At 56.3% G+C, this 14,432-nt stretch carries 10 protein-coding genes; 7 read left to right on the forward strand and 3 right to left on the reverse strand.

All coding sequences use genetic code 11. The features are described 5' to 3' along the window. Nucleotides 1-207 precede the first annotated feature (207 nt). From glnL to WEB54_RS03135, 3 genes are all read left to right on the forward strand, one after another. Nucleotides 208-1,287, forward strand: a complete 1,080-nt coding sequence (glnL, locus tag WEB54_RS03125; RefSeq protein ID WP_368053192.1) for a nitrogen regulation protein NR(II) — start codon at nucleotides 208-210, stop codon at nucleotides 1,285-1,287. Continuing rightward, nucleotides 1,274-2,701 carry a nitrogen regulation protein NR(I) gene (gene glnG, locus WEB54_RS03130; RefSeq protein ID WP_368053193.1) on the forward strand — a complete coding sequence of 476 codons (1,428 nt, stop codon included), beginning with the start codon at nucleotides 1,274-1,276 and terminating at the stop codon, nucleotides 2,699-2,701. Before glnL ends, glnG begins: the two co-directional genes overlap by 14 nt. 446 nt (nucleotides 2,702-3,147) lie before the next feature. Beyond that, nucleotides 3,148-4,371: an argininosuccinate synthase gene (locus WEB54_RS03135; protein WP_368053194.1), complete on the forward strand. Its 1,224-nt coding sequence runs from the start codon at nucleotides 3,148-3,150 to the stop codon at nucleotides 4,369-4,371. A 6-nt stretch (nucleotides 4,372-4,377) separates the two neighbouring features. Here the strand turns inward: WEB54_RS03135 and WEB54_RS03140 are convergent, their stop codons facing one another. Continuing rightward, entirely contained in the window at nucleotides 4,378-7,026 is a 2,649-nt protein-coding gene (locus WEB54_RS03140) for an ATP-binding protein (protein WP_368053195.1), read from the reverse strand. A 500-nt stretch (nucleotides 7,027-7,526) separates the two neighbouring features. Between WEB54_RS03140 and WEB54_RS03145 the strand changes: the two genes are divergently transcribed. Further along, nucleotides 7,527-8,210 (forward strand): methyltransferase domain-containing protein, encoded by a 684-nt coding sequence (locus WEB54_RS03145; protein ID WP_368053196.1) that lies wholly within the window; start codon nucleotides 7,527-7,529, stop codon nucleotides 8,208-8,210. Nucleotides 8,211-8,471: 261 nt separating this feature from the next. Here the strand turns inward: WEB54_RS03145 and WEB54_RS03150 are convergent, their stop codons facing one another. Then, nucleotides 8,472-9,467 (reverse strand): D-cysteine desulfhydrase family protein, encoded by a 996-nt coding sequence (locus WEB54_RS03150; protein WP_368053197.1) that lies wholly within the window; start codon nucleotides 9,465-9,467, stop codon nucleotides 8,472-8,474. Between the two features lie 362 nt (nucleotides 9,468-9,829). On the opposite strand from WEB54_RS03150, the gene leuS reads away from it, so the two are divergent. From leuS to holA, 3 genes are read left to right on the forward strand one after another with little or no spacing between them, the layout of a single operon-like run. Further along, a complete protein-coding gene (leuS, locus tag WEB54_RS03155) occupies nucleotides 9,830-12,409 on the forward strand; it encodes a leucine--tRNA ligase (RefSeq protein ID WP_368053198.1) in 2,580 nt (859 codons plus the stop codon). Continuing rightward, on the forward strand, nucleotides 12,399-12,908 hold the full coding sequence (locus WEB54_RS03160; RefSeq protein ID WP_368053199.1) for a hypothetical protein: 510 nt from the start codon (nucleotides 12,399-12,401) through the stop codon (nucleotides 12,906-12,908). Before leuS ends, WEB54_RS03160 begins: the two co-directional genes overlap by 11 nt. Then, nucleotides 12,905-13,921, forward strand: coding sequence for a DNA polymerase III subunit delta (gene holA, locus WEB54_RS03165; RefSeq protein WP_368053200.1), 1,017 nt, complete (start codon nucleotides 12,905-12,907; stop codon nucleotides 13,919-13,921). The genes WEB54_RS03160 and holA overlap by 4 nt, the downstream gene beginning before the upstream one ends. A 63-nt stretch (nucleotides 13,922-13,984) precedes the next feature. Here the strand turns inward: holA and WEB54_RS03170 are convergent. Beyond that, nucleotides 13,985-14,432: energy transducer TonB (locus WEB54_RS03170; RefSeq protein ID WP_368053201.1), on the reverse strand; the 448-nt coding region annotated here is incomplete at its 5' end.

A 14,432-nucleotide genomic window follows, 5' to 3' on the forward strand; every position in this document is an offset into this window, starting at 1 on the left:
GCGTTAAAAGGTGCAAGCAAGGGACCTGAATCACAAGCTCAGCAATGCACCAAAATAGTGCTAGTATGGTTATATTCGAACTAAAATAGTGCATTACGGGGTGTTGGAGCCCCGTAATCGTGCATTTTAGGCATTAAATGACTGGCCTGCTTCTTGCGTATGCCATTTAAAGAATCACACAGCAACCCGGTGCACAGGAAACCTAATGTGACTGACACGCATTTCTTTCGCCAGTTGGTCGATCATCAATTTACCGCCGTCATCCAGTTGAACGACACGCTGGTCGTTGAACACCTCAACCCGTCTGCGGAATTGTTGCTGGTGCGCTCAGGAAAGCAAATTATCGGACAAGCGTTTTACAGCCTGTTCGTGAACCCGGCGGAAATCCGTGAAATGATGATGTCGGCGGTCGCCGGGGGCACCACATTGTCGGTTCGGTCTGCTCAGTGGCAGCTTGCGCACCGTGACACCTTGACACTGGATTACATGGTCACTCCTTATATGGACGACGAGGAGTTGCACCTCATCGTCGAGATGCTACCCGCTGACCGGGCGATGCGTATCAGCCGCGATGAAGGGCTGATTCAGCAGACTGAAACCACCCGGCATCTGGTGCGGGGAGTGGCTCACGAAATCAAAAACCCTCTCGGGGGTATTCGCGGTGCCGCGCAACTGCTGGCCAGTGAGTTGCCCAGTGCTGACCTGAAAGAGTACACCCAGGTGATCATTGAAGAAGCCGACCGTCTGCGTGACCTGGTCGACCGCATGTTGGGCAGCCACAAGGCACCCACAATGTCCAACGTCAACATTCATCAGATTGCTGAACGGGTTTACGCCCTGTTGCGGGTTGAGTGTGGCGACCGGATTCGGTTAACCCGGGATTACGACCCGAGCCTGCCTGATTTCAATGCAGATGAAGCCCAGTTGATACAGGCGGTGTTGAATATCGCCCGCAACGCGGTTCAGGCGCTTATTGAAAACAACGTTGAGGCGCCTTCCATAGAATTCAAAACCCGGGCGGTGCGTCAGTTCACCATTCGTCAGAACCGTTACCGATTGCTGGTGAAGCTCGACATCATTGATAACGGGCCGGGTGTTGCACCGGAAATGATGGAAAAGATTTTTTACCCAATGATATCCGGCCGGCCCACGGGTACGGGCCTGGGTCTGTCGATCGCTCAGCAAATCATTAATTTCCACAATGGCGTCATCGAGTGTGACAGCAGTCCCGGTGCCACCGTCTTTAGTGTCTATTTACCGTTGGAGGGGCTCAATGGCCAATCATAATTGCGTCTGGATCGTCGATGACGACCGCTCCATTCGCTGGGTGCTGGAACGTGCCTTCGAGAAGGAAGGCATCGAGTGCCGCAGCTTCGAGTCCGGCGAGGCGCTGTTGCGCAAACTGGATCAGGATCCGCCCGATGCCATCGTCAGTGATGTGCGCATGGAGGGCATCGACGGGCTTGAACTGCTCAGCCGAATTCACGATAACCATCCGCATTTGCCGGTGATCATCATGACCGCGCATTCAGATCTGGAAAGCGCCGTCGCTTCGTTTCAGGGCGGTGCCTTCGAGTACCTGCCCAAGCCGTTTGATGTTGATGATGCGGTATCCCTGGCGTTACGCGCCATTGAGCACACCCGCCAGAAGCAAAAAACCTCCGAACCCGCCGTGGCCCCGGCCAATACCGAGATCATCGGCGAGGCGCCAGCCATGCAGGAGGTGTTTCGGGCCATTGGCCGGCTGTCCCAGTCGAACATTACTGTCCTGATCAACGGTGAATCGGGTACCGGCAAAGAGCTGGTCGCGCACGCTCTGCACCGCCATAGCCCGCGCCGGGAGAACCCGTTTATTGCGCTTAACATGGCGGCTATTCCCCGTGATTTGATGGAATCGGAGCTCTTTGGTCACGAAAAAGGCTCCTTCACCGGTGCTCAGGGGCAACGTCGCGGACGTTTCGAACAGGCTGACGGTGGTACGCTGTTTCTCGATGAAATCGGCGATATGCCCGCCGAGACACAGACCAGGTTGCTGCGAGTGCTGGCCGATGGCGAATTTTATCGCGTCGGGGGCCATACCTCGGTGCGGGTGGATGTTCGAATTATTGCCGCCACGCACCAGAACCTGGAGACCCTGGTTAAAGAGGGGCGCTTTCGTGAAGACCTGTTTCACCGGTTAAACGTCATCCGTATCCATTTGCCGCGCCTGGCTGACCGGCGTGAAGACATTCCCCGGCTGCTTGAGTTTTTTCTGCACAAGGCAGCCGACGAATTGGGCGTTGAAACCAAAATGCTGCGGCCGGAAACCGAAGCCTATCTGTCGCGCCTGGCCTGGCCTGGTAATGTCCGTCAACTGGAAAACATCTGCCGCTGGATCACTGTGATGGCCTCCGGCCGCGAAGTACTGGTGTCCGATTTGCCGCCGGAGTTGATGGATGACGCCCAGGCACCGGTAACCAGTGAAAACTGGGAGCAGTCGTTGCGTAACTGGGCTGACCGGGAACTGGCCCGGGGCGAGCATCGGTTACTGGACATCGCGGTACCAAATTTCGAACGCATCATGATTGAAACCGCTCTGAAGCACACCGCTGGCCGGCGCCGCGATGCGGCCGAATTGCTGGGCTGGGGCAGAAACACCCTGACCCGCAAGATCAAGGAGCTGGGCATGGAGCTCGAGTCGGTGGCAGAGGACGAAGAGTAAGTCGCTTTGTTTTGCCTTATTGCCAGGAGTCCGTGCCAGGCACCGGGTATACCTCTTCAAGGTCGGCGTGAACCCGTCCATGGGGCCTAGACCGCAACATCCATGTTGCGGACTACCCTGAATAGGCATACCCGGCACCTGGCACTCGGTTTGGCACAATTCCAGCGACGGGCTGCAGGGCTGTTTCTGCGGGGGTATCTGAGGCATGGATGCCGAAGTTAAGCCTACAGGGACGTATTTACGGCGCCCCCGCAGAAGCAGCCCTGTAGCCCGTCGCGGGTTCAGGGCATCGCAGTCAATTTGAGCACCAAAGCTCGTGTTATTTGTTCTGTAGTAAGTTGAGAGTTTTCGTCGCTCCATCTATAGCCCACTGCCATGGCATCTCCCGGGTCAAAGGCGTAAAATTCCAGCCAGCCTACAAACCCGCCAACTCGTTGGGAGACAAGATGTCAGATATTAAAAAAGTGGTGCTGGCCTATTCCGGTGGCCTGGACACCTCTGTGATCGCCAAATGGATCACTGAAACCTACAACTGCGAAGTTGTGACCTTTACCGCCGACCTCGGCCAGGGCGAAGAAGTCGAACCGGCCCGTGCCAAGGCCAAGGCCCTCGGTATTCAGGAAATCTACATTGAAGATCTGCGCGAAGAGTTTGTGCGCGATTTTGTGTTCCCGATGTTTCGGGCCAATACCGTTTATGAAGGCGAATACCTGCTGGGTACGTCCATTGCCCGCCCGCTGATCGCCAAGCGGCTGATCGAGATTGCCAATGAAACCGGTGCCGACGCCATCGCTCACGGTGCCACGGGCAAAGGCAACGATCAGGTGCGGTTTGAGCTGGGCGCCTATGCCCTCAAGCCTGGCGTTAAGGTGATCGCGCCCTGGCGTGAATGGGATCTGACCTCGCGTGAGAAGCTGATGGCGTATTGCGAAGACCACCAGATTCCGGTCGATTTCAACAAGAAAGGTAAGAAATCGCCGTATTCGATGGATGCCAATTTGCTGCACATCTCCTACGAGGGCGGCATTCTGGAAGACCCCTGGGCGGAAGCCGAGGAAGACATGTGGCGCTGGTCGGTCAGCCCCGAAGCGGCACCGGATACCCCGACTTACCTCGAATTGACCTACGAGAAAGGCGATATCATTGCCATTGACGGTAAACCAACCTCACCGGCCAATGTACTGGCCTATTTGAACAAGGTGGGTGGCGACAACGGCATTGGCCGACTGGATTTGGTCGAAAACCGCTATGTCGGCATGAAGTCTCGTGGCTGCTATGAAACCCCGGGGGGCACCATCATGCTCAAGGCGCACCGGGCCATCGAATCCATCACCCTGGACCGGGAAGTCGCACACCTTAAAGATGAGCTGATGCCGAAGTACGCCGAAGTGATCTACAACGGGTACTGGTGGAGCCCCGAACGCCTGATGATGCAAAAGATGATCGATGCCTCTCAGGAGCGGGTCAACGGTAAGGTGCGTTTGAAACTGTATAAAGGCAACGTCATTGTGGCGGGCCGTCAGTCAGAAGACAGCCTGTTCGATGAAAGCATTGCCACCTTTGAAGACGATGCCGGTGCTTATGATCAGAAAGACGCCGAAGGCTTTATCAAACTGAACGCTTTGCGTATGCGCATTGCGGCCAGTAAAGGCCGCAGCCCGCTTAAGTAGGCCGGGCTAGCGACCACCACGACTGTTCAGAGCAGGTTGCTCAGCCCATTTAAGGATCATGTTCTCGAGTTGTGTCAGTTTTATGGGCTTGAGCAATACGTCGTTCATGCCAGCCTCCAGGCAGTTTTCGATGTCGCGCTGGGAGGTATTGGCCGTAAAGGCAATGACCGGATTGTTAAACTGTCGCTGGCGCAGGGTTCTGGTTGTTTCCAGTCCGTCCATCACTGGCATCTGCATGTCCATCAACACCATATCGGGCTGACGATACAACACATGATTCAACCCTTCTTCCGCCGACTCAAAACCACTGGCATTGACACCCAGTCGGGTCAGCATGCCCAGCAATACTTTGAGATTCACCGGGTTGTCATCGATGGCGACAATGTAAAGCCGACGCAGCATAAGGGGGTATTCAGGCTGCGCTGGGGCGGTCGCGGCCTGGCCCAGTAACCGCCGGAAGGTGACTTGGGTACAGGGCAGTAGTTCGAGGCTAACCGGGGGTGCCCGGAGGGGAAGATCGGTTGGAACCCGGTTGACCAGCCAGTGCGCTTTTGGATGGCCACTGAAACGGTCCGACACGTCGGCGTTTGGCTCGGCAGCGACCAGTATCCAATGGTCGACTTCATCCGGGACAGGGTTGGCCATCGCTTCAGTCAGTGTCAGTTTATAGTGAAGCTCGATACCCAAACGGCGCAGGCTTTTGTCGATCAGCTTTTCCAGATCTGCACCGTCGCAGACCAGTCCAACCCTGACCGGCAGTGTAGCTTTTTTCTCCGGATCACCGCACATTGGCAGGGTGAACTGAAAGTCACTGCCCAGTTCCGGCTGACTGAAAACCGTTAATTTACCGCCCATCAAATTCACCAGCTTGGCGGCAATCTGCAAGCCGAGACCCGTTCCCCCATACTTGCGTGCGATGGTCGCGTCTGCCTGGGTGAAGGCAGAAAAAACCGACTCAATTTTATTCTGGGCGATGCCAATGCCGGTATCGGTTACGTGGAATGTCAGGTAATTCGGGTCGGGCTGCGACACCGACAGTTCAATAGAGCCCTGCTCGGTAAACTTGAAGGCATTGCTGAGCAGGTTGGCCAGAATTTGTTTCAGCCGATTCGCATCACCGGTGACCCGGTGTGGCACTTGAGTATCAATGTCAACCAGAAAGCGGACCTGCTGCCGGTCGAAGGTATCTTTGTAGATGGTGCAGAGTTCATCCAGCGCTTCATCCAGATCGAAAGGCTCTTCGACCAGGTCAAGCTGGTCGGCATTCATCTTGGCCAGGTCCAGAATGTCGTTGATCAGAAACACCAGAAAATTGGATGAGGCGTGAATGGCTTCAAGGTGCCGGCTGGTTTCTAAAGGCATCTGTTGCTGGCCCATCAGCTCCACAGACCCCTGGATGGCGTTCAACGGAGTCCGCAACTCGTGGCTCACATTAGCCAAAAAGCGCTCTTTGGTATTCAACGCGTCATTGGCGGCCTGCAAGGCTTCCTCGGTGGCCAGCAGACCGGCTTCCTTTTCTTTGTAGACCAGGCCAACCTGATAACTGATGACCAGTGACAGCAGAATAACCTCGATTGACACCGCGAACATACCCAGATGTTCAAGAAATAAGGTATCCGCAACCGGTAAACTGGATGCGCCAATGGAGATCAGGGCCGGAATTGCGAAGGAGGCATTGGCGATTAAATAGTAACGGGCCGTCTTGTTGCCTTGCAGTACCCGGGTAAGACCGGCGGTAAAGCCGTAGATGGCAAACAGGCCCACCCCGATGCGATCAATCTCCATCGACAGGTTCGGGCGAATCAAAGCAACCACAAATCCCAACACAAACAGGATAATCAGGCCGCTGCCAATCCGGTACAGCCACTGTGAAGTGTTGGGCTTGATGTCCAGTAGTACCATCACAAAGGCAATGTAGGCCGTGTTTGAAATAAGGATGGGAAAGCTGGTCAGGTAGAACTGGTGAATGTTGAGTAGATCACTGAATACCAGTAAAGACGCACCGGTAAAAAAGAAATTGCCGGTTATAAACAGTGCATACAACAGGTCGGCGGCACGCCCTCGACTGGTGCCCAGGACGAAGTAGTAAATACCGAGAGCCAGAAAGATGCCCTGGAAGATCAGCGTCAGGGCATTGCCCACCTTGATGCTTTGCCGATACTCCGCCTGTTCAAATACTTCGGGTTTTGGTTGCGCCAGATAAAATGGGCTGTCCATCCGGGTAATGATCTGATATTCGCCAGGTTCTAAAGACAGGTCTCGGCCATGTCGTAGAAAGTAGGGGTTATCGACCCGGGAGCGGATACCCCCTTCAAGCCGGTTAACCAGCTCGCCACTGGTGCGGTCGAAAACCCAGTGTTCGAAGTTGGCGATAACCGAAGAATTCCGAAAATCGATAACCTGGTCGGTCGCCTCGTTAAATGAGACATCGATTACGTGCCAGTGATGGCCGCTTTTCAGCGAGACGCCTGTTTTGGACGCAAGCTGTTGCTGACTCTGCTGGAAACGGTTTTGTACGGCGGGCGACCAGTCAGGTGCCTGTTGCATCCAGTAGCTGTCGATGTCGACCCTGTCGGCGTGTGCCTGAGTAGGTGAAATCAGCATCAACAAAGTCAAGCTGGCCAGTAACAGTCGGCAGGCGAGTCGATAAAGCACAGTGCTAGGTTCCCTTGATCAGTCGTGTCGTTGGCTCGGCACCTTTGGATTAATAAGGACAAAACCGGCGAACTTTATTGTCATTACTGTCTGTCGCCTGCAAGGGCGATGGGGCCAGCTACCAGGAAACAATCTCAGCTGCTCGATGTGCACAGCCTTCCCGGGGAGGCTCTGAACAATTCACGCGAGGCTCTGCGGGAGCCAAAACGTTCTGCCACAAGGCGCACTTCGCAGCGCAATGGCTGTAGCCCTTGTCAAGAAGTGCAACGCCGGGGCGGGACGTTTTGGCCCCGCCCTTCGGGGCTTTCCGAGGAACCTTGCCACTTCGTTGGACCCACTTGAAAGGTCTAGACCTTCCGGCATGAGTCCGCCTCGTGGCAAGGTCCCTCGGATAAGCCAGAGCCCCGCGTGAATTATTCAGCGCCTCCCTCGCTCTACCACCGCTCCAAGAATAACTGATAGCATGACAGGCTGCGACTAACAAATACGAATGAAACCGGATGACCGCAGACGCGATGGACAAAACCCACACACCTCAACCCCCGGCCAGTCTGGAGTGCCCTCTGTGCGGGGCGCGGGGCGGTCAGTGGTGGCACCAGCGCAAACAACGGGATTACTGGTTTTGCGAGCACTGCCAGCTGGTGTTTGTCCATTCGGATCACCAGCTATCAGCGGCCGCAGAGAAAGCAGAATACGATCGTCACCAGAACGAGGTTTACGACCCCGGCTACCGGCGATTTCTGGCGCGCCCCTGGCAAGCCGTTTGTGATCGGGTGCCTGCGGGCTCCAGAGGGCTGGATTTTGGTTGTGGCCCCGGGCCAGCGCTGGCCACCATGCTGGAAGAAGCGGGTTATAGCGTCTCCCTGTATGACCTGTTTTATCACCCGGACCAGGCCGCACTGGCAAGCCGTTATGCGTTTATCTGCATGACCGAGGTCATAGAACATTTGGCCAACCCCGCCCGGGCTCTGGCAGACCTCTGGGGTCTGTTGCAGGAGGGCGGCTGGCTGGTTATTCAAACTCAGCGGGTACGGGATCGCGAGGCCTTTGCGCGCTGGCGCTACGTCGACGACCCAACGCACATCGCCTTCTATTCAGAAGCTACCTTTGCCTGGCTGGCTGAGCACTTGGGAGCCCGGGAGTGGACCATTGCCGATCGTGATGTGGTGGTGTTGCGGAAATAACGAGCTACAGGGGAGAACTCGAATTTCACAGTTCGCGGGTTGTTTTTGCTCTGGTGCCATGAGTTCGTGTCGGGCACCAGGTAGGCCTATCCGGGGGCGGCGTGAACCCGTCCATGGGGCCTAGGCTTCGGCATCCATGCCTCAGACTACCCCGGATAGGCCTACCTGGCACCCGACACTTGATTGGTAGCAAACTCTGTGAAATTCGAGTTTAACCATGATCAACTGCCAGACAAAGCTGCTTCCATGAGCCTCTGCTTCTTAGAACAACTCTGTCTCGTATCCAAACAGGGCCGGTGTGCCACCAGTATGCAGGAAGAGTACCTTGTCATCGGGACCAAAGGTGCCGTTGTGGTACTCATCGAACAGGCCGTGCATGGCTTTGCCGGTGTAAACAGGATCCAGCAGTAATCCCTCGGTTTCAGCGGTAACCCGCACGGCATGTTTCATGCCTTCGGTTGCTATGCCGTAGCCCTGGCCAACGTAGCGTCCTTCTGTCAGAGCACGGCCGGGCAGGGTTTCGGGGTTCAGATCAAGGTGATCAAAGAGTGGCCGGGTGAGGTTCAGTACCAGATCGAGCTGGTCTTCACTGCTTCGGCTGACGCAAAAGCCCTTTGTCTTCGCCCGCAGGTCGAACAGTACCGAGCCTGCCAGCAGCCCGGCCTGGGTACCGGCACTGCCGGTCGCGAGGACGATGTAATCGAACTCGGTATCATGCTGGTACTGCCAGTCTGCAATCTCCCGGGCGCAATCCACGTAGCCGAGTGCTCCGGTAATGTTGGAGCCGCCCACGGGAATGCAGTAGGGCGAATGGCCTTCCTGAGACAGGGCCTCAGCACGCTGCTGCATCAGTTGCATACCGTCCTGGCCGGGTTCGGCCCGCGTGAGCGTCGCGCCAAACAGCTTGTTCAATAAAACATTGCCGCTGTGGTCATACAGTGATTTTGGCGCGCCGGTTACCGGCTCCAGTATTAATTCGCAGTTCAAGCCCAGGCGAGCGGCGGCCGCGGCCGTTTGGCGGGCATGATTGCTTTGCAGGCCACCCACCGTCAGAACGGTGTCTGCTCCGGCGGCCAGTGCCTCGGCCAGCAGGTATTCCAGTTTGCGCGTTTTGTTGCCTCCGAAGCCGAGGCCGGTGCAGTCGTCCCGCTTGACCCAGAGATTCCGGGTACCCAGCTGATCGCCCAGCCGGGGCAAGTGCTCAATGGGGGTTGGTGTGTGTGCCAGGCAAAGTTTTGGGATGTGGCTGAATACCATATTCTGTCCAGAGTGAGTGGTTGCACACCGTGTGACGACGGATCTATACAATGCCCGTATGCCGGTTAGGGCTCAATAGGCTTGATCGGAGCGGTGCCTGCAGTTGTCCGACCGATGGCATCCATTGGCCGGACCATAGGCCGCTACTGTTACCGATTTTCGGATCAAGGGCAAACGAACCCGGTAATATTTGCCAGATGTGTACCCGAGGTGACCTCCCCGGGTGCTGAAATCCGGTCGAAAACCCGGCGCTGGTCGGGTATCCTTGCGCGGCGGGTCTGGCCCTTTGCCAGTTACCCACGATGCATTTTTCCAAGATTCGTATTGTTCACTCACTAACCACCGCAAACAACAGGATTCCGATGGACGCGACCTATACCCCGGCCACCATTGAGCAGCAGGTTCAAGACACCTGGAACGAAAAGCAGGTCTTCAAAGCCCGAGTCGAACCCGGTAAAGAGAAGTTCTACTGCCTATCAATGCTACCTTACCCCAGTGGTCGCCTGCACATGGGGCACGTTCGCAACTACACCATCGGTGATGTGATCAGCCGTTATCAGCGCATGCTCGGCAAGAACGTTATGCAGCCGATGGGCTGGGATGCGTTTGGTATGCCAGCCGAAAACGCGGCGATCCAGAATGGCGTTGCCCCGGCCAAGTGGACCTTCGAGAACATCGACTACATGCGCAGCCAGCTTAAGATGCTGGGGTTTGCCTACGACTGGGAGCGTGAAGTAACCACCTGCACACCCGAATACTACCGCTGGGAACAGTGGTTTTTTACTCGTCTGGTCGAGAAGGGCCTGGCTTACAAGAAAACCTCACCAGTTAACTGGTGCCCTGTGGATCAGACTGTGCTCGCCAACGAGCAGGTGCACGATGGGCGCTGCTGGCGCTGTGATACACCGGTTGAGCGCAAGGAAATGGATCAGTGGTTCATCAAAACCACCGCCTATGCCGAGGAATTGCTGGAAGAACTCGATAACCTGCCGGGCTGGCCTGATGAAGTGAAGGCGATGCAGCGCAACTGGATTGGCCGCTCACAGGGCGTTACCCTCAAGTTCGGCCTGAAAGGCCGTAACGAATCACTCGAAGTCTATACGACCCGTCCGGATACGCTGATGGGCGTCACCTACATGGCGGTGGCTGCTCAACACCCGCTCGCGGCTGAAGCGGCAGAAAGCAACAATAAGCTGGCCAGCTTTATCCGGGAATGCAAGAACATGACCACCAGCGAGGCCGACATGGCCACGATGGAGAAAAAAGGTTGTGATACAGGTCTGGTCGCCATTCACCCGCTGACCGGGGAAGAAATCCCGATCTGGTCGGCCAACTTTGTGTTGATGGACTATGGCAGCGGTGCGGTGATGGCCGTGCCAGGTCACGACCAGCGTGACTGGGAGTTTGCCACCAAGTACGGCCTGACCATAAAACAGGTGGTCAAGCCCGAACCCGGCAGTGAAGCACCCTGTGATCTGACCGAAGCAGCCTTTACCGACAAGGGCATTCTGGTCAATTCCGGTGATTACGACGGGCTTAACTTCACCGATGCCTTTGCACGCATCGCCCGCGATCTGGAATCCGAGGGCAAAGGCGAAGTGACGGTCAATTTCCGTCTGCGTGACTGGGGCGTGAGCCGACAGCGCTACTGGGGTACGCCAGTGCCCATGGTGTACGTGGACGGTGAGGCGAAACCCGCTGAGACCTTCCCGGTCGAATTGCCCTACGACGTTGTGTTTGATGGCGCGAACTCGCCGATTAAAAACAATCCGGAATTTGAGAACACAACCTGGCAAGGTAAACCTGCCAAGCGCGATACCGATACCTTCGACACTTTTATGGAGTCGAGCTGGTATTACGCCCGTTACTGCACCCCCGAATACGACGAGGGCATGCTCGAACCCGAAGAAGCCAATTACTGGCTGCCGGTCGACCAGTACATCGGCGGTATCGAACACGCCACCATGCACCTGATGTACTCGCGCTTTTTCCACAAAGCCATGCGTGATGAAGGGCTGGTGAACTCCAGTGAACCCTTCACCAACTTGCTGTGTCAGGGCATGGTGCTGGCAGATACCTGGTATAAAGAAACCGACGGCGGGCGCGTCTGGGTGTCTCCGGCGGCGGTTGACGTTGAGCGCGACGATAAAGGCAAGGTGCTCGGCGGCGTGGAGGCAGCGACCGGCGATGCCGTGATCTACGCCGGTATGGCGAAGATGTCGAAGTCGAAAAACAACGGCAAAGACCCGCAGCAGGCCATCGAGCAGTATGGTGCCGATACCGTGCGTCTGTTCTCCATGTTCGCAGCGCCACCGGACCAGACCCTGGAGTGGACTGAGTCCGGTGTTCAGGGCGCCCAGAAGTTCCTGCAACGATTGTGGCGAGCGGTGCATGCCTTGATCGAAGGTGGTGATTGTGAAGCCTTGAGCGGCCAATCTCTGAACGACGAGCAAAAAACATTGCGCCGTAAAACGCATGAAACCATCGTCGGCGTCACCAGTGACTTTGGCGAACGCAAAACGTTCAACACGGCCATTGCCAAAGTGATGGAATTGCTCAATAGCGTTAACCGGTTTGAAGCACGCAGTGCGCTCGACCGGGCGATTGTAAAAGAAGCGCTCGATACCGCCGTACTGGTACTTGCACCCATAGCGCCCCACGTAACCCAGGTGTTGTGGCAGGCATTGGGGCATGAGGGCTTGCTGATCGACGCCGCCTGGCCGCAGGCCGATGAATCGGCTCTGGTTAAAGACACCTTGCTCTATGTCGTTCAGGTAAATGGCAAAGTGCGCAGCCGGATCGAAGTGCCGGCCAGTGCCGATAAAGCCCTGATCGAAAGCACCGCCCTGGCGGACGAAAACGTCGTTCGCTTTACCGACGGCGCGACCATTCGCAAGGTGATTGTGGTGCCGAATAAGCTGGTGAACATCGTTGCCAACTGAAGCTCGGGGTCATCACATCGGGCTGTGGCGCAGTCTGATGATTGGCGTGGTGCTCAGCGTTCTGGTCGGCTGTGGCTATCAGCTTAAAGGGCAGTTTCGGCTGCCCGAAGGGTTGAGCCCCATGGTCTGGCAATCCCAGACCGATGCCGATGAGCTGTACCAGACGCTGCGCAGCACCTTTGCCTTGTACGGGCTGGTGCTGCAAACAGCACCAGCCGACATTTTGCTGCAACTGCACCGGGAAACCTATTCGGAAGTCAGCCTGGATGAGACCATTATTCTCACGCTGGAAATTGAATGGAGCCTGGTCAACGTTTACGACCGTTCGGTAATCAGCCGACGGGTCAGTCGGGTAGAGTCCCGGCTGACGGAAGACGATGACGACGCCCGCGAGCAGCGCCGGCAAATACTGCGCAACCGGGTTGCTCTGCTGATGCTGGACCAATTGGAAGCGGTGACGGCAGAAGACCTGGCAGCTCGTCGGGAGACCGGTTCATGAAGCTCTCGGTTCAGCAACTGACCCATCAACTCACCCAACCCTTGCCAGCCATTGTGTGGCTCAGCGGTGACGAGCCGTTGCTGGTGCTTGAAGCCAGCGACCAGGTGCGCGCGGCTGCCCGCAAGGCCGGTATTACCGAACGCCAGGTGTTTCATGCCGATGCCCAGTTCGACTGGAACCAGCTGTATGAGGCCAACCAGGCCATGTCGTTGTTCGGTGACCGGCAATTACTCGAGTTACGACTGACCGGCAAGTTGAATGACGCAGGCCGCAAAGCCCTGGTCGCTTATGCCGACAATGCCAACCCGGATAATCTGTTGCTGGTCGTTTCCGACAAAATCGAGGCGGCTCAAAGCAAGGCGAAGTGGTTTGCTGGCGTCACCGACGCGGCCTGGTGGGTCCCCATCTGGCCTGTGGAACGCAGCCAGCTACCGGCCTGGCTACGATCACGTTTACAACAACAGGGGTTAACGATCGACGACGACGCGCTGGCCCTGCTGGCGGACCGGGTCGATGGTAATTTGCTGGCCGCCCGTCAGGAAATCGACAAATTGTTGCTGGTCAGCGACGGTTCAGCGCTCACGCTGGAAACGGTTATTCAGGCGGTATCCGACAGCGCGAGATTTACCATTTTCGATCTGGCTGACGCCGTGCTCAGTGGTGATCTTGCCCGCAGTCAAAGAGTGTTATCGGGCCTGGCCGCCGAAGGCATCGAGGCACCCATTGTACTCTGGGTGCTGGCGCGTGAATTGCGTCATTTAGTGCAATTGTCTGAAGCCCAGGCCATGGGCCAGCCCATGCCGGCTGTATTCAAGCGGCTGCGAATATTCGATAAACGTCAGGGCCCCTATCAGGTTGCCTTGCGGCGCGGCGATGCAGGCTTGTGGCAACGGTGTCTGATTTTATGCGGCGATATCGACGCCACTATTAAGGGGCGTGCCGCCGGCGACTCCTGGCACAAACTCAGCGCTCTGGTGTGTGAGATTGCGCAGCCCGGGGTGGTGCCGGTTTAGGTCTACCGATTTGATCGAAAGGTTTCACGCATACTGTGAACCTGAACTAACAGAGCTCTGTCATCAGTTCAGTTGAAACTCTATTGTCAGCGTCAGCCGGGTAGTTTCTTCAATACAGCAATAGTCGTTATTGGCATTAATTTGAGCCAGCGTAGCCAAGGCTGCGTCTGTGAATATCGATCGAGTTGCGGGGGTTAGAATAACGACCGTAAAGTCTCCATTTGGCTGCATTTCAACGCTGACTTCAAGGCTCCCTTCCCAGCCTCTCCGACGGGCGTAAGGTGGATAAACCAACTGCCTGGATAATGCATCCTGTAGCCAAACTCTGATCTCATTTTGCTGCTGTTTACCGTTGTTTTCTGCCAATAAGAGCTCCGCTCCAGTTGGTTCTGGTGAGAGTGAGTTAGGCTCGGGTTCTGTTGTTGCATTGTTGACATCAGGTAGGGTTGGCTCAGACTGTTCCTGTTCCTGTTCCTGTTCCTGTTCCTGTTCCTGTTCCTGTTCCTGTTCC

This window comes from Saccharospirillum sp. (assembly GCF_040881935.1).
In the GTDB taxonomy this organism is placed as follows: domain Bacteria; phylum Pseudomonadota; class Gammaproteobacteria; order Pseudomonadales; family Natronospirillaceae; genus Saccharospirillum.